The organism is Arthrobacter sp. PvP023, from assembly GCF_017832975.1.
GTDB lineage: Bacteria > Actinomycetota > Actinomycetes > Actinomycetales > Micrococcaceae > Arthrobacter.
In genome coordinates, this window is sequence record NZ_JAFIBI010000001.1 from 4,676,913 (window position 1) to 4,692,676 (window position 15,764).

The 15,764-nt window shown below is 65.4% G+C and carries 15 protein-coding genes; 3 read left to right on the forward strand and 12 right to left on the reverse strand.

The window, feature by feature from the left end; all coding sequences use genetic code 11:
• Positions 1 to 16: 16 nt before the first annotated feature.
• Positions 17 to 271: a hypothetical protein gene (locus JOE31_RS21240; protein WP_245199288.1), complete on the reverse strand. Its 255-nt coding sequence runs from the start codon at positions 269 to 271 to the stop codon at positions 17 to 19.
• A 75-nt stretch (positions 272 to 346) separates the two neighbouring features.
• A complete protein-coding gene (locus tag JOE31_RS21245) occupies positions 347 to 601 on the reverse strand; it encodes a hypothetical protein (protein ID WP_209748713.1) in 255 nt (84 codons plus the stop codon).
• 488 nt (positions 602 to 1,089) lie between these two features.
• Between JOE31_RS21245 and JOE31_RS21250 the strand changes: the two genes are divergently transcribed.
• From JOE31_RS21250 to JOE31_RS21260, 3 genes are all read left to right on the forward strand, one after another.
• Positions 1,090 to 2,682: an MFS transporter gene (locus JOE31_RS21250; RefSeq protein WP_209747975.1), complete on the forward strand. Its 1,593-nt coding sequence runs from the start codon at positions 1,090 to 1,092 to the stop codon at positions 2,680 to 2,682.
• Between the two features lie 174 nt (positions 2,683 to 2,856).
• A complete protein-coding gene (locus JOE31_RS22000) occupies positions 2,857 to 3,240 on the forward strand; it encodes a DUF6355 family natural product biosynthesis protein (protein ID WP_354298621.1) in 384 nt (127 codons plus the stop codon).
• Between the two features lie 221 nt (positions 3,241 to 3,461).
• Entirely contained in the window at positions 3,462 to 4,514 is a 1,053-nt protein-coding gene (locus tag JOE31_RS21260; RefSeq protein ID WP_209747979.1) for an FUSC family protein, read from the forward strand.
• 9 nt (positions 4,515 to 4,523) lie between these two features.
• On the opposite strand, the gene JOE31_RS21265 is transcribed toward JOE31_RS21260, so the two are convergent.
• The 10 genes from JOE31_RS21265 to JOE31_RS21310 form a co-directional block, all read right to left on the reverse strand.
• The gene (locus JOE31_RS21265) at positions 4,524 to 5,300 is read right to left on the reverse strand and encodes an SDR family oxidoreductase (protein WP_209747981.1); all 777 of its coding nucleotides are present in this window, start codon (positions 5,298 to 5,300) and stop codon (positions 4,524 to 4,526) included.
• A 9-nt stretch (positions 5,301 to 5,309) separates the two neighbouring features.
• Entirely contained in the window at positions 5,310 to 7,217 is a 1,908-nt protein-coding gene (locus tag JOE31_RS21270; RefSeq protein ID WP_280873069.1) for an IucA/IucC family siderophore biosynthesis protein, read from the reverse strand.
• A complete protein-coding gene (locus tag JOE31_RS21275; RefSeq protein ID WP_209747982.1) occupies positions 7,214 to 7,792 on the reverse strand; it encodes a GNAT family N-acetyltransferase in 579 nt (192 codons plus the stop codon). The genes JOE31_RS21270 and JOE31_RS21275 overlap by 4 nt, the downstream gene beginning before the upstream one ends.
• Entirely contained in the window at positions 7,789 to 9,120 is a 1,332-nt protein-coding gene (locus JOE31_RS21280; RefSeq protein WP_209748690.1) for a lysine N(6)-hydroxylase/L-ornithine N(5)-oxygenase family protein, read from the reverse strand. The genes JOE31_RS21275 and JOE31_RS21280 overlap by 4 nt, the downstream gene beginning before the upstream one ends.
• 41 nt (positions 9,121 to 9,161) lie before the next feature.
• Positions 9,162 to 10,745 carry an aspartate aminotransferase family protein gene (locus JOE31_RS21285; RefSeq protein WP_280873219.1) on the reverse strand — a complete coding sequence of 528 codons (1,584 nt, stop codon included), beginning with the start codon at positions 10,743 to 10,745 and terminating at the stop codon, positions 9,162 to 9,164.
• Positions 10,746 to 10,934: 189 nt separating this feature from the next.
• Positions 10,935 to 11,366 carry an ATP-binding protein gene (locus JOE31_RS21290; protein ID WP_209747984.1) on the reverse strand — a complete coding sequence of 144 codons (432 nt, stop codon included), beginning with the start codon at positions 11,364 to 11,366 and terminating at the stop codon, positions 10,935 to 10,937.
• Positions 11,366 to 11,695, reverse strand: a complete 330-nt coding sequence (locus tag JOE31_RS21295) for an STAS domain-containing protein (protein WP_209747986.1) — start codon at positions 11,693 to 11,695, stop codon at positions 11,366 to 11,368. The genes JOE31_RS21290 and JOE31_RS21295 overlap by 1 nt, the downstream gene beginning before the upstream one ends.
• Positions 11,692 to 13,662: a glycosyltransferase family 2 protein gene (locus tag JOE31_RS21300; RefSeq protein WP_209747988.1), complete on the reverse strand. Its 1,971-nt coding sequence runs from the start codon at positions 13,660 to 13,662 to the stop codon at positions 11,692 to 11,694. Before JOE31_RS21300 ends, JOE31_RS21295 begins: the two co-directional genes overlap by 4 nt.
• Positions 13,659 to 14,891, reverse strand: a complete 1,233-nt coding sequence (locus JOE31_RS21305) for a PP2C family protein-serine/threonine phosphatase (RefSeq protein ID WP_209747990.1) — start codon at positions 14,889 to 14,891, stop codon at positions 13,659 to 13,661. Before JOE31_RS21305 ends, JOE31_RS21300 begins: the two co-directional genes overlap by 4 nt.
• A gap of 181 nt (positions 14,892 to 15,072) precedes the next feature.
• Positions 15,073 to 15,726, reverse strand: coding sequence for a hypothetical protein (locus JOE31_RS21310; protein WP_209747991.1), 654 nt, complete (start codon positions 15,724 to 15,726; stop codon positions 15,073 to 15,075).
• Between the last annotated feature and the right edge of the window lie 38 nt (positions 15,727 to 15,764).

Consider the following 15,764-nt stretch of genomic DNA (forward strand, 5'->3'; position numbering starts at 1 on the left):
GGCGCGCTCCGGCCCCTTAGTCGTGGTGCGGAATCTGCGGCCGGCTGGTCCGGTGGATGGCACCCACCGCAGTCTCGTGTTCGCGGCCGTGCAGTGTGCCGCGGTCCTTAGGATGCTTGTGTTTGCCGCTGCCGTCCGGCCATTTGGGCCCGTTTGCCGAGGCCGGGGTGGCGACGGGCTCAGTCTCCGGCGCGGGTACCTCGTCCATGGATTCCGTCAGGTGACTGGCGAGTTCCGGCTCCAGCTGTTCCCCAGGATTCTTCTCAGCCATTTGTGTTCTTCCTTTCCGCATTGAAATGAAGTGTCCACCCATAGTAGGACTGCAGTTACTCCTTGTCTGCAGGCCCTACCAGCGGACTTTTTTCTGGGCAGGGCCTTGCTTGCCGCTAGCCTGCGTGGGCTTGTGGCCGTGCGAGACGCTCTGCGAACCTGCGCCGCCGCGGGACTTGCTTGCCAGCATTTCCCGCTGGGCGTCCGTCAGCCGCGATTTGATGCCCTGGCCGGCGTCCGGTGCTCCGGCGTCCTGCGCTTCGGCATCCTGCGCTTCGCGATTCGGGCCTGACGTCTGTTCGGCGTTCCGGGTGGTGTCTTTGTCAGTCACGGATGTTCTCCTTGTGGTGCGGAATCGGGTGGCGGTCATGAGTTGCGGACGCACACGCTGCAAGATCGCGGTGGAGAAGTCACGACGACGAGAGTCGGCCTGGGGATCAACACGGAAGTACGCCTCCCATGGGTCAACCTTAGGCAGTAATCCGGCCGGTTGGGAACCCCCGGCTCGGACTGCTTCGGGCACCGGCCGGAAGCGGCGGCCGGGTCCATGAAGCGGCCCGTTTTCGGCCCGTTTGGGCCCATTTGGGCCGCGTAATCGAAAAAGCTTTGGTAACGATAGGCGACATCGCAGCGTTCCCAGTGCTGGCGCGGTGAAACGGCGCAAAACAATTTTCGTTTTGGCACCGTATCGGCCACGGAAACAGGGGATCATACGCCACTTAACTCGGAAACTCCATGGAATTCGCGTAAAATTGAAAGCCTGCCCGGAGCGGGGCAGCTACAAGTCGCAAGCAAATGACCTCCACGGGAGAAGCCCAAATGCCCAAAGACCGAAGCATGACCGACTCTTCAGCAGGCGTGAACAACGCCCGCGGAACCGACAATATTTTGCCTGAGGGCGGTGCGCCCCAAAGCGCCAAGAAGCCGAGGCTGCTGCCTCGCCGCAGGCTCAAGGAATCCGACGTCAATGTCGTGGACCAGCCCATGCTGAAGAAAGCACTGGGTGGAACCATCGTCGGCAACACCATGGAGTGGTACGACGTGGGAGTCTTCGGCTACCTCATCACCACCATGGGTCCGGTCTTCCTGCCGGAATCAGATCCCTCCACGCGAAACCTGTTCCTGCTGGGAACATTCGCCGCCACCTTCATTGCACGCCCCCTTGGCGGCGTGATCTTCGGCTGGCTGGGTGACAAGGTTGGCAGGCAGAAGATTCTGGCCACCACCCTCATGATCATGGCTGCGAGCACCTTCGCCATCGGCCTGCTGCCCGGCTACGCGCAGATCGGCCTGTGGGCGGCCGGCTTGTTGGTCCTGCTTAAGATCATTCAGGGCTTCTCCACCGGCGGCGAGTACGCCGGTGCCACAACTTTCGTCAGTGAATATGCCGCTGACAAGCGCAGGGGCTTCTTCGCCAGCTTCCTGGACCTCGGCAGCTACATGGGCTTTGCCATGGGTGCGGCACTTGTTTCGGTGCTGCAACTTACCCTGGGCCAGGAAACCATGGAGGACTGGGGCTGGCGCATTCCGTTCCTCGTGGCCGGACCGCTGGGCCTGATCGCCGTGTACTTCCGAAGCAAAATCGAGGAATCTCCGCAGTTCCAGGCAACCCTGGACGCGCAGGAGGAACTCGCCAAGAATGCCACCGACGGTGACGTCGCCTCGGCCAAGGGCCCGGTGGGAATCGTGAAGGCGTACTGGCGCCCCATCATCACCGCAATGGTTGTGGTGGCCGCGGCCAACACCGCCGGTTATGCCCTGACGTCCTACATGCCGACGTACCTCACGGACTCCAAGGGTTACGACGAACTCCACGGCACGCTGCTGACCATCCCGGTCCTGGTAGTCATGGCACTCTGCATTCCGCTCACCGGACGCCTCTCGGACCGCGTCGGCCGTCGCCCTGTCCTGTGGGTCGGCGCGCTGAGCACCATCGTCCTGGCTATTCCGGCGTTCATGTTGATCGGAATCGGCGAAATCTGGTCCACGCTGGCGGGCCTGGCACTGATCGCTTTCCCCGTCACGTTCTATGTGGCCAACCTGGCGTCCGCCTTGCCGGCCCAGTTCCCCACCTCCAGCCGTTACGGCGCCATGGGCATCTCCTACAACTTCGCGGTGGCCATCTTCGGCGGCACCACACCCTTCATTGTGGAACTGCTGATCAAGGTCACGGGCAACGACATGATGCCCGCCTACTACCTGATGGCGACCTCCGTGGCCGGTGCGATCGGAATCTACTTCCTGAAGGAATCCGCCAACCGCCCGCTGCCCGGCTCCATGCCTAGCGTGGACACCCAGGCCGAGGCCCGCGAACTGGTGGCAACCCAGGACGAGAATCCGCTGATCGACCTGGACGACATGCCGTTCGATGACTACACGCAGGCTACGGAAAAGACTCCGGTCAAGGCCTGACCCTGCCGCTGCTCCGCTTCACTAAAAGACCGTGATGCCACGACCGCTCAACGAGCGGACGTGGCATCACGGCTTTAACCCCGGCATAAGTTGATTCGAATCGTTCGCAGCGAACTGCTACGTTGTTAACTCAATTCGTTTGATTTATTCAACATATAGTCTGGGGCGATATGCATGACACATAAGTCGACATCTACAATCCAACGCAAAACCAAGCTCGGAGCCTTCGCCGTCGCTTTTGCGGCGATCGCCGTTTCATTCGGGGCAACGCCGGCCGTAGCAACCGGGACCAGCCCATCGGCCGCCGTTTCGAGCAGCACTCCCTGCGGATTTCACATGGACGGGATCCTCGCCCGCTACAACCATTGCAGCCACGACGGAAGCAACGTCTACGTCCAGGTCACGTCACTCGTTACTCCCGGAGCGCCTCCCGGCCTCGGCGGCGGCCTGACGCTGCTCTGCCTCTCTCCCGGCGATCACGCTTTGGTTCCCTTCGTGTACGGATTCATCACTGGGGCAACCTCGGACGGCACCAGGTGCAGCACGCCCAACGCCTGACCATTCGCTAGCCGCCGATCGGCCGGCTCTTGGATGCAGAAGCCCGTGCCGCGCGTTTCCCTTGCTGGAAACCCGCGGCGGCGGGCCTCTGTTGTTCCCGCCCGTTGTGACGTCCAATGTCCGTCCGCCCGCACCGGGGATGTGACGCCGCCGGACGCCGGGTGATAACTTCCCAGAGACACAGCCTGAAGGCGGCAACAAACGATTGGTGGTGCGAACGCGTGAACGCCCTGCGCCGGCATCTCCGCGACCTGCACAGCCTCGGCCCGGCCAACAGTGATCACCTGTCTGCCCTGCGCGTTGCCGTGAGCGTGGCCGTACCCTCGCTGGTCCTGCTCGTGTTCGGGCGGCCGGAGCTGATCATCTATGCCGTGTTTGGCGCCCTGACCGGAATGTACGGGCGTTCGGAGCCCCACCAGCTCCGCCTCAGGCACCAGGCCCAGGCAGCCCTGGTCCTGCTCAGCGGGGTTGGCGTTGGTATCTTCCTGTCCGTCAACCACCTGCATTCATGGTGGCTCGTGGGCGTGGAAGCGGTCCTGGCCGGCGTGGGTTCGGTGTTCTCCGACAGGGTGAACCTGAAGCCCAACGGCCCCTTCTTCGGCATCCTTGCGCTGGGCGCCTGTGCCTCAGTCCCCACAACCGTTCCCTGGTTTGCGGCGCTCTTCATCGCCGCCGCCTCAGCGGCGTTTTCAATCATCATCGGCTTTGGCGGCTGGGTGCGGGGCCGGAGGTGGCAGCCGGGAGCGACCCGGGCCGCGGCACCCCTGCGGGGACTGCGGCGCTACGCTGCGATGATCCACGCGGCGCGGTATGTGCTGGCAGTCGGAACTGCCGGCGCCATCGGCGTCCTCAGTGGCAGCGGCCACCCGCACTGGGCCATGGCCGCCGCAGCTGTTCCGCTTGCCGGAGCCGACCTGCCCAGCAGCGTGCACCGCGGCCTCCACCGCATGATGGGGACGTTCCTCGGGCTGGTGGTGGTCGCCGTCGTACTTCTTCCTGAGCCGTGGGCGCCGCTGACGTTCTTTCCCGGGGCGGAAGCCGCAGTGCTGGCATTTCTGGTCATCATCTTCCAGTTCACCACCGAGCTTTTCATGACGAGGCACTACGGCCTGGCCATGGTGTCCTTCACCCCTGTGATCCTGCTGATGACACAGCTTGCAGCCCCGGCCGACCCCTACGTCCTCATCACGGAACGTGCCGTGGAAACGGTGGTGGGGGCGGTGATCGGCATCCTGGTCATCGTGCTGGTCCGGCGCCGCCGCCGGACCGGCTAATCGCAGCAGCTACTCAGCAGGCCTGCGCGGGGGCCCGGACGTGAAGCGGGCAGGCAGCATCCTTGAGGCGGCGGCGACGATCTTGTACCGCTTGGTGGGGATGGAAACCGCACGGCCGCGGTCGTTGTCCGCCAGTCCTTCCCGGACCACGCGGTCAGCGTGCAGCCACAGCCAGCGCGGGGCCACGGTCTTGTCCATGCCCATGCGGTCGTGGAATTCGGTGTGGGTGAATCCCGGGCACACCGCCGTCACCTTCACCCCGCTCCCGGCATATGCCAGGTTGGCCCAGCGGCTGAAGGTCACCTGCCACGCCTTCGCCGCCGAGTAGCTGCCCCGGTTGGCGAAGGCGGCAACGCTGGCCACATTGATGATCCTTCCGGAACCCCGCGCCAGCATGCCCTGCAGCGCTGCATGGCAGAGTTCCATGGGCGTCTGCACATGCAACCTCAGGTGCCGGCGCTCCTCGTCCAGGCTGTTCTTGTCGAACGGCTTCAGCAACCCGATCCCCGCGTTGTTGACCAGGATTTCCACCGGCCGCGCAGGGTCGGAAAGGCGTTCGACGACGGCGGCCACCCCGGCGTCGTCCGTCAGGTCCGCGGACAGCACCTCCGCGGTGATGCTGTAGTTGTTTTCCAGTTCGTGCGCCGCGGCCCGCAGCCGCTCCGCGTCCCGCGCGACCAGGACCATGTGGTGGCCCTGCTCGGCGAGCTGGCGGGCAAACTCGGCGCCTAGGCCTGCGGTGGCGCCGGTGATCAGGGCTGTGGTTCCGGGAACTTGTTCCGTCATGGCAGAAGCCTAGTCCCTTGCGCCGGGCACCTCACCCGGGACTTCCCGGGCGGACGTTGCGAGCGGGTTCGCCAGCCGGCCTGCCATCTGCAGGCCCCCGGACGGGTCCGCCAGGTCCAGCATCTGCTGGTTGTTGCGCAGCTGCAGCCTGTTCAGGCAGGAGAACTGGAAGTCGGGCGCAAACAGGTCGTGGCGGGCAAATTGGTCCGCCAGCTCCGGGTGTTCCGCCTGGTAGTCGCGAATGGCTTCAGCCGCGATGCGCCAGAATTCGTTGCCGCCAAGCACCCCGTCTTCCTCGAGGAGGGCACCGAGGAACCGGAAGATGCAGTCGAACACATCGGTGAAGATGGCCAGGACCTTCTCACCGTCGGGAATATCCACCTTGATCCGGGACACGGCGTCCGGCAGCTCAAGCCGGTCCCCCATCACTACGATTTCCTCCGCAATGTCCTTCATCACCGCGCGCACGGGCACGCCGTTTTCCAGGACCAGGATCACGTTCTCCCCATGCGGCATGAACGCGAGCTCGTAGCGGTACAGGCAGTGCACCAGCGGGACGAGATAGGCCTCGAAGTACCGCCGCAGCCACTCCCCCGGCGCGAGCCCGGACTGTTCGATCAGCGCGGACACCAGGGGCCTGCCGGCCGAGTCAACGTGCAGCAGCGAGGCCATGGTGGCCAGCTGCTGCCCGTCCTTCAGCAACGGCAGCGGGCTTTCCCGCCACAGCGCCGACAGCATTTTCCGGTACGGCGAATCCTTGGCGGACGCCGCCTCGTAATAGCCGTTGTGGTATCCGATGGCGGCCACCTCGCGGATCATGGCAAGTCCCCTGCCCCGCAGGGCCTCATCGCTGCCGATCAGCTCCTGGAGCCAGTCATTGATGGCCGGGGTGGCCTTCATGTACAGCGGCGAGAGCCCGCGCATGAAGCCCATGTTCAGGACGGACATGGCCGTCTTGACGTAGGCCTTTTCCGGCGCGGACGTGTTGAAGAATGTCCTGATGGACTGCTGCGCCTGGTAACTGTCAGCCCCGATGCCGAGGTGGACAATATGATGCTGGGCGATTTCGGCGGCAAAGGTGACCGTCAGCTTGTTCTCCCACTGCCAGGGGTGCACCGGCATCAGAAAGTACCGGGCCGGGTCCAGTCCCAGGGCAGTGAGCCCGGCCTCGAAAGAGGCCAGGGTGTTCGCGCCCAGTTCGGCTTCAAGGTGGGCGGCATAGTCCAGTCCCTCGCTGGAGGTGAACACGGCCTTGCTCCGGTGCACTGCGATCCATTCCAGCTGAACAGGGGCGCCGGCTTCCGGAGCAAAGGCACGGTAATCGTTGATGCCGAAGCCCAGCCGGCCGTTGTTGGCCACGAAGCAGGGATGTCCCTCGGTCATGCTCCGCTCAATGGCCTGGAAGTCCGTGGCCGCATCCGCGCCGCGCGTCACGCCGGCCGCCAGCTCAGCGGAGGACGGCTGGCCCATCCACTGCTTGTATGCATGGCTGGAGAGCGTGCTGCTGATCTCCTCAAGATAGACAGGGAGCATCTCCGGCCGAATCCCCAGGGTGTCGCGGAATTCGGTGATGAACCGGAGCGCGTCCAGGGGCGCATCCTCCCCGTCCCGGCTACACATGATCGAGTCGGCATCCACGGACCAGTGCTCAAGGGGCCGGATAGTTGCGGAGAAGCGGTACTCAACCGTGGCGTCATCACTGAGCACCCGGTAGTGCTGGGACCGGGCTGCGGATTCCCTGCCGCCCCCGGCCGGGTCCCCGGCGCTGGTCCGTTCCGGACTGAGGATGCGCTCGTGGGAGAACTCGGCGAGCGCCTTGCGGACAAGGTGGCGGTTGGCCGCAGCCCAGCGTTGCGGGGTGAGGTGGGTTGCCGCGTTGCCCGCGGTCAGGACGGCTTCAAGGTCAGCGATGGTCATAGTGATGCTCCCTGGCGGATCGGGGACTGGCGGATCGGGGAAGAATGGAGGGCTGCACGGGCGGAGTGGAAAGCTCCCCGGGTGCAGAAACTGAGGAGGGCCTGCTTGTCCGGCAGTACGATCTCCCCGGCGGGCTGGAAACCCAGCCGCGCATTGAGGACATGGATTTTGTGGTTCCGGGCGTCCGGCTCAACCACCACGCGCTCCACTTTGTCCTTGGCGAAGAGCCGGTCCAAAACCGCTTCCATCGCGGCGGCGGTGTAGCCGGTGCGCGGCGGTCCGGCCGGCGGACCCACCAGGAGGTGCATGCCGATGTCCCCCGGCTGCACGGCGTAGAGGCCGGCCAGGGGCGAGAAGGCCGGAAGGTACTCCTCCATCAGGAAGGCGGGAACGCCGTCGTCGAGCCCCAGCAGCGCGTGGTGATGCCCGCTGGACTGGATCGTTGAGTATTCCTCAACAACGTCCGCCACGGTGGCGGACTGCATCCCCCAGAAAGCGGCATAAGGACGGGTCACCCAGCAGTGGAGGAGCTCCGCGTCGGATTCCGGATCGAAGCAGCGGAACGTGAAGCTCATGCCGGCACCAGTGCCGGGGCCGGCACCCCAAACTCCTGGAAGGCGATACTCCGTTCCACGGGGTAGACCTCGCGCCCGCAGATGCCGCGCAGGATGCACGAGTTGCGGTAGGCGGCCATGCCCAGGTCCGGCGTGACGAAGCCGTGCGTATGGAGTTCGGCGTTCTGGACGAAGATCTCCCCGGGCTCGACGCCGGTGCTGTAGTTGCGCTCCACCGCGAACCTGCCGGCGCCGTCGCGGGCGATGCGGTCCTGCACTCCGGCCAGGAACCCCGGCTCGCGGTAGCCGTAGCCGGTAGCAAACACCACCGCTTCGGTGTCCAGCGAGTAATCCGCGCACTGCTCCTCGTGCCGCAGCTGCAGGGTGTGTGTACCGGATGCCGGGTCCCAGGACGCCCCGGTGAGTGCCGAGTGCGTCAGCAGCCGCGTATCCACGGCGCCGGAGAGGCTCTTGGCATACAGGAGGTCGTAGATGGCGTCGATGAGCTCGGAGTTGATGCCTTTGTACAGGTTCTTCTGGCTCTTGATCAGGCCGTCGCGCCGCTCCTCCGGTAGCCCGTGGAAGTAGTCCACATACTCCGGCGACGTCATCTCCAGGGTGAGCTTGGTGTACTCCAGCGGGAAGAACCGGCCGGAGCGGGTGACCCAGTTGAGCTGGTACCCGTGGACGTCGATCTCCTGCAGCAGTTCGTAGTAGATTTCGGCGGCGCTCTGGCCGCTGCCCACGATGGTGATGCTCCGCTGCTTCTGCAGTTCGCTCTTCCGCGCCAGGTAGTCGGCGTTGTGGAGCACCACACCGCCGCCGGCGGCTCCCGCCTCGACTATTCCGTCGCAGGCAGCCGGCACGTAAGGCGATGTTCCGGTGCCCAGCACCAGCCGCCGGGCGCGCAGCACCTCAGGCCCTGCGGGACCGTCCACGGACAGGCTGTACACGCCGTCGTCGTACGTGATCTCCCGGACGTCCGTGCCGAAGCGCACCGAATCGAGCTGGCCGGCCACCCACTGGCAGTACTGGTTGTACTCGGCGCGCAGTGGGTAGAAGTTTTCCCGGATGTAGAAGCGGTAGAGCCTGCCCGTCTGCTTCAGGAAGTTCAGGAACGAATAGGGGGACGTGGGGTCGGCCAGCGTCACGAGGTCCGCCATGAACGGGACCTGCAGGTGGGCGGGCTCCAGCATCATGCCAGGGTGCCAGTCGAACGAGTGGCGGCGCTCCAGGAACACTGCGTCGACCCCGTCCACAGGCTCCGCAAGCGCGGCGAGTCCCAGGTTGAAGGGTCCGACGCCGATTCCGGCGACGTCGTAAATGCGGCCCGGGCCCGAGGTGCTGATGTTGGAGGTGCCGGATGCTGCGGCGTCGGGCTTGCCCGCGCTCATGCTGCGGCCTCCTGCCCGGCAAGCAGCGCTTCGCCGGTGCTGCGGAGCAGGTTGATGATCGCGCTGATGTCCTCCGGGGTGGCCTCGGCGTTGAGCAGCGTGAACTTCAGGTAATGCCTGCCGGCCACCTTGGTTCCGGCCACCACCGCGTCGCCCGAGGCAAACACCGCGGCCCGGATGGCCGGGTTAAGCGTGTCGGCGGAGTCCTCGGCCAGCCGGTTGTCGTCAGCAAGGACCGGACGGTACCGGAAAACCAGCGTGCTCAACTGCGGTTCGGCGGCCAGCTCAAAGTCCGGATCCGCCGCCAGGGCCTGCCCGGTGCGAGCCGCAAGGTCGATCGCTTCGTCCAGCAGGGCACCCACGGCATCCGCCCCCATGATCCGGAGCGTGAGCCAGAGCTTCAGCGCGTCAAAGCGCCGCGTGGTCTGGATGCTCTTGTCCACCTGGTTGGGAATGTCCGCCAGCGCGGCGCTCTCCGGATTGAGGTAGTCCGCATAGTAGGTCACGTGCTGCAGCGTGGCCCGGTCCCGGACCAGCAGGGCACTGGAGCTGACGGGCTGGAAGAAGGTCTTGTGGAAGTCCACGGTGACCGAGTCGGCCAGGCCGATTCCGTCCAGCCGGTGCCCGTAGCGGCCGGAGACCATGAGCCCGCCGCCGTAGGCGGCGTCCACGTGGAACCACGCCCCGTACGCCCTGGCGAGGGCTGCCAGCTCCGAGAGCGGATCCACCGCGCCGAAATCGGTTGTTCCGGCGGTTCCCACCACGGCCATCGGCACCAGGCCGGCGTCGGTAGCCTGCGCCAGTGCGGCCGCCAGCGCGGCCGGGTCCATCCGGTGGTCAGGTCCGTACGCGACCGGCACGACGGCGTCGTACCCCAGTCCCAGCATGGACACCGATTTCCGGATGCTGAAGTGGCTGTCCTCCGAGGCGAAGACCCGCAGCTTGTCCAGGAGGCCCGGCAGCCGCAGGGAATCATTCCCGGGCAGCTTCCGCAGTCCGGCGACAGCGTGGTTGCGGGCAATAAGCAGCGCCTGGAAGTTGGACTGGCTACCGCCGGACGTGAACACACCGTCCGCTGTGCCGCCGAGGGACAGCCGCTCCGCGGTCCAGTCGATGAGGCGGCGCTCGATCATGGTGGCGCCGGCGCTCTGGTCCCAGGTGTCCATGGAGGAATTCACGGCGGACAGGATGCTCTCTCCCACCAGCGCCGGGATGACCACGGGGCAGTTCAGGTGGGCCGCGTACTTCGCGTCGTGGAAGTAGACGGCATCCTTCAGGTAGACCTCTTCAAGTTCAGCCAGCGCGGCAGCGGTGTCCGGCAACGGTGCGCCCAGGTCGACGGCGGCGACGCGTTCCCTGAGTTCGCGGGGTCCGACGCCGGTGAACGGTTTGGTGGTCCGCTCCAGTTTGGTGGCCACGGCGGTGACGCCCTGGAGGACCTGGGCCACGTAGCGCGGCGCATTGCGGGAGTTGAACAGGTGGTTGGTGGCGGCGAGGGCGAGCTCCACCCGGGAGCCGAAGTCGTGCCCGGCAGTCGGGGAGGGGAAGCCCGGGGGTTTTTGGTCCACAGGGGGCAACAGCGTCACAAGGTTTTCCTTTGGTAGGCGTTTGGCGGCGCGCTAACGTAGCAAGGCAAGCCTTACTTAGGTAAACCTTTTAGTCAAACTTTTGTGAGCTAATTATTAAATTGGCGGTTTTCCGGGGTGTTTGAGGCTCAATGGGGCGTCATTGACTGTTCCCGATGCCGCGGTTAAGGCAGAATTTGCCGCCTAATGCGTGGCGGCGGCTGCTGACTTGCGGCGGCACAGCAGCGTCCAGCGGTTGCCGGCGTCCTCCTTGGCGTAGGAAAACTGGTCCAGGGCAACCTTGGCGAGGGCAAGTCCGCGGCCGCTCCCGGACATGTCGTCCGGCAGTTCGGCCGCCGACAGGTCGATGCCGGCGGGCCGGGCATTGTCCGTGAATTCGGCATACAGCCGCTCCGGTTCGCACTCAACTGCCAGGACGAACCGCACGGGATCCGTGCTGGCCGGCTGCGAGTGCTCGATGATGTTTGACGCCACCTCAATGAGCGCAGTCTCGAACCGGATACGGTCCATGGGCTCGATTCCGGGTTCGCCCGCCCAGACTTCCTCCAGCAGCTCATGGATCAGCTCCAGGCTTTCGGGAACCGCGGCGGCCCGCAGGCCGAACTGGCTGCTCATCAATAGGCCCCGTCCACCGAGGCGACCGGCTGCAGCACCTTGTTCAGGTTGGTCATTTCCAGGACCGCCGTGATCTGCGCTGTCGGGTTGGCCAGCCGGAGGTCACCGCCGGCCTGCCGCGTCTTTTTCAGCCCGGTAATCAGCGCGCCCAGGCCGGACGAGTCAATGAAATCGGTGCCGGCCAGGTCAACCACCAGCCGGACCGTGCCGTCGCTGATGAGCGCGTCAATGTTGGCGCCGAGGTGCGGCGCGGAGACCATGTTGAGTCGGCCCACGGGACGGATCACGCCCACTCCGTTGGCCAGGGTCTCGTTGGTGAATTCGATCATTGACTTACCTCTTTCTTCTTGTTGCTGTCCAGCCAAGCATCGTAGCCGGGGTATCGCACAGCCTCGATGACCACGCTGAAGATCAGCAGGTCGAAGGCTATCCACACAAAGTTGACGGAGCTGCCCAGGACGTCGCCCTGGCCCAGCAGCAGGCGGATCACGCCCACAGCGGCAGCCAGGACAAGGACAGTCATGGCAATCAGCTGCGGGCGGACCAGGTGCCATGGCAGCCGGTTGCGTTCCTGCAGCGTCTTGGGGGTGACCCGGAAGTCCAGGTCCCGGCCCAGGAACACGTTCCCGAACGCGGACGTGACGGACTTGATCCAGGTGGGGAATAGGGCCAGGGAATACTGCTGGCCACGCCACGTCTTCACGCCGCGCCCCACCACCAGGAAAAGGATCTGGTTCACCACCAGGAACGGGATGAGCCGGAGGAAGAACTCGTTACTCAGCGACTGCACCGGCAGGATCCCCAGCGTGAGGTAGATGACGGGGGCGGCGATGTAGGCCACCGCGGCGAACCCGGCAAGATAGCTCCACATGGTTGCCAGGTACATCAGCCGCTGGGCCACGCTCAGGCCTTTTTGCAGCAGCGGATTCTCCCGGAACATAACCTGCATGGTGCCCTGCGCCCACCGGAGCCGCTGCGTGAGCATCGAATCGAGGTCCTCGGGGGCCAGCCCGTCGGCCAGCTTTTCGTGGTGGTAGGCCGATTCCCAGCCGAGGGAATGCAGCCGCATGCACGTGGCCATGTCCTCGGTAACGGAGATGGTGGCCAGCGGCATCACGGCCTGCGCCTCGCCGGCCTTCTCGGCGTTGACGGATTCGATCAGGACGCGGACGGTTTCCACCGCTCCCAGCGGAGACCAGTCGCGCTGGGAGAGCCTGTCCAGCGCAACGTCGTCGATGACCGCAAGGGAGCCGTCGACGTCGATCGTCCGGGACAACCCCTCGATCGAGTTCAGCTCGGCGTGCAGGGCCGCGAAATCTTCAGCAACGAGGTTCCGGGCCACGGTGTCCACACGTTCCTGGAACCGGTAGGTGACGTCGGCGATGCTTTGGCCGTCACTGAGCTCACGGCGGACCTGCCGCAGGTCGGTCGCCACGGTGGTCAGCGCCCCAGCCAGCCGTTCCTGCCCGGGACCAAGCTGCCGCCTCGCCTTGGCCACCACCTTGTCCGCCGTCCGAAGCGCCTTGTTCAGCGCCAGCTCGGTTTCCGAGACGTAGCGCATCACGCCCAGCTGCATCAGGGCTTCTCGGCGGATGATCGCGTTGGAGCCGCAGAAGAACGCAGCATTCCACCCGTCCTTGCCCTGCTGGATGGGCCCGTAGAACAGCGGCGCCTGGCTGCCCAGCGGATCATTGGGCGGGACATTTACAAACACCTGGGGCGTCTGGACCAGCGCCATCCTGCGGTCGTTGAAATAGCCCAGGGTGTGGTCCAGGATCCTGGGGTCCGGGACCTGGTCGGCGTCAAGGATCAGCATGAACTCGCCGTCGGTGGCGAGGAGCGCATTGTTCAGGTTGCCGGCCTTCGCATGGCGCGGGCGGTTGGCCCAGTCCTCGGACCGGGTGATCCAGCCGATGCCTTCCGCTTCCGCGATGGCCCGCAGCTCGGCGCGGTTGCCGTCATCGAGGATCCAGGTCCGGTGCGGGTACTCGATGTTCTTCGCCGCCCGGGCCGTTCCCATTACAAGGTCAAACGGCTCGTTGTAGGTGGTGATGAACACGTCCACGGTCAGGCCCGGGGGCGGCGGTGGCGGCGTGTCCCGCTGCCGGTAACGCCACATGGTGACGCCGAACAGCAGGGAGTCCACCAGGGAGTATGTCTCGGCCAGGACCAGAGGAACCGCGATCCACCATGCCTCCCAGTTGATCGACACCATCCAGCGCCAAATGATGTAGTTCAGGCCCAGGATGGCCGTGGCCAGGACAATCAGCCTGATGGCCAGCTGGCGCGGGGTCATGGTTGCCTCCGTACAACGATTGCGGTTACGTCGTCCACTGCAGTGGCGGCCGAGGCCAGCGCGGCAATGGTGTCCACCAGATCGTTTGGATCAGGGTGTTCGATGGTCAGCAGGGCAATGTGCTGCAGGGCGTCGGCCGCGCCGCCAAAGAGGTCGAAGAGCCCGTCGGAAAAGATCAGCATCGTTTCGGACGGGGCCAGCGTGAAGCTTCCCTGGCTCCAGGCGCCGCGCGGCTCGATTCCCAGCGGCAGGTCGGCACCGGCGATCCTGCGGAAGCCGCCGTCGGGCTCCACCACCAGGCAGAAACCGTGGCCCGCGTCCGCAAAATCCACCCTGCCGGTGGTTTCCTCGAGATGCGCCAGGAACACCGTGACGAAGATGTTGGTCCGCAGCAGGTCGCCGGTGACGATCCGGGCCATGCCGGACATCACCTGGTCCAGCCGGTAGCGGCCGTCGCGGTCACGCTCGGTCAGTTCCGATGCAGTCCGCAGTCCCGCCCGCACGGTGGCGCCCATGATGGCCGCCGCGCTGCCCTTGCCCATCACGTCCGCTACGCCCAGCGCCGTCCCGTAATCCGTCTTGGCCCAGTCATAGTAGTCCCCGCCGACGCTGCACGACGGCGTGCACGTTGCCGCCAGCTCGTAGCCGGGCATGCGGGGGGTGCGGCCCGGCAGCAGGGCCTCCTGCACTTCCTTGGCCCGGGCAAGGTCGGTCCGCTCGATCAGTTCAGCCTGCGCCCAGGCTGCGAGCTCTTCGAACAGCTCAAGTTCGTCCGGTTGGAACACCCGGGGCCGGTCATCGTAGACGCAGAAGGAACCCACCACTTCGCCGTTCCTGTCCACCAGCGGTTCTCCGGCGTAGAAACGTATGTGGGCTTCCCCCGTGACCCCGGGCAGATTCCGGAACCGCCGGTCCACTGCCGCATTTTCCACGATCAGGCGCTCACCCGTGTCAGCGGTGGTGCTGCAGAAGACCTGGTTGAGCGGGACCTGGCGCCCGTCAAAGCCGTCGGCGGACTTAAACCACGCGGTGTCGCCGTCGAAGATGGTGATGGTGGCTATTGGGGCCCGGAACATCAACCGCGCCATCCGGGTGATGCGGTCGAATCGCTCTTCCGGCGGGGTGCCAACAATGTCCAGTCCGGCCACTGCGCGGGCACGCCTGCTGAGCCGGTCCTGCGGAAGTCCCCATGCTTCCGGCCCGGATTCCACCACGTCACGCCCCAGCACGCCCGGCTGTCCCCCTGGATCCTCGTCGGTTCAGTCAGCCGCCCGGTGAGGATCCGGCTCCGGTGTGAGACCGGTGGAGCTGGAAAGGCGGACTGTCCTGAGTCAGTCCAACCTTATCTGCCCGGCACGGAAAAGGGCTAAGGCCCGGAGCGAATTGTGAGCCGGGAACCGCGGTGCGGGGTCAGCCGGCCGCGACTTCCTCCTGCGATGGCCCCTCGGGTTCGGTCAGGTGCCGTTGATGGAGTTCCTCGGCGGCCAGTTCGTACCACGTGTGCGCGCCGAAGGCGGGGCTGCGGGTGTCCAGGTGCCGGTACAGTGCGTCGGCCAGTTTGCCGAGGGCGTCGTCGGACAACGCCTGGACAGTTGATGCGGGATCCAGGTTCCCTTCGAGGTACTCGGACAACTCCAGCCCGTCAATGGTGCGCTGTTCCCCGGCAACTGCCGGACCGCCGTCGATGTCGAACCCGGAGGTGGCATCAGCATCCAAAAGGGCGTTGATTTCGCCGTCCAGGGTCTCTTCGCCGCCCGCAAGCCCGGCGTGCTCAAGGCAGATGGGAAGTTCCGCGGGCTCGGCCAGGGTGAGCCGGAACGCTTCGGCGCCGCCGTCGGCCTTGTGGTCGGCGATGTGGCGCAGGTACATCAGGACCTCGGGGTCCAGATGGGAGGCTTTGTGGAGGTCGACGGTAATGTCCTGCTCCGGCGAGAGCCTGCGCCCGCGGCGCATGATGTGCAGCAGCACGGGGTAATTCGACTGAGTCAGGCATCCGGCGACTTCCAGAGTCACCCGTCCGGGATCAACATCCACACGGACCAGCACACGCAGCTTATGGTTCAAGGGTTCTCCCAATGAGACGTCCAAGAGCCAGCTTCATA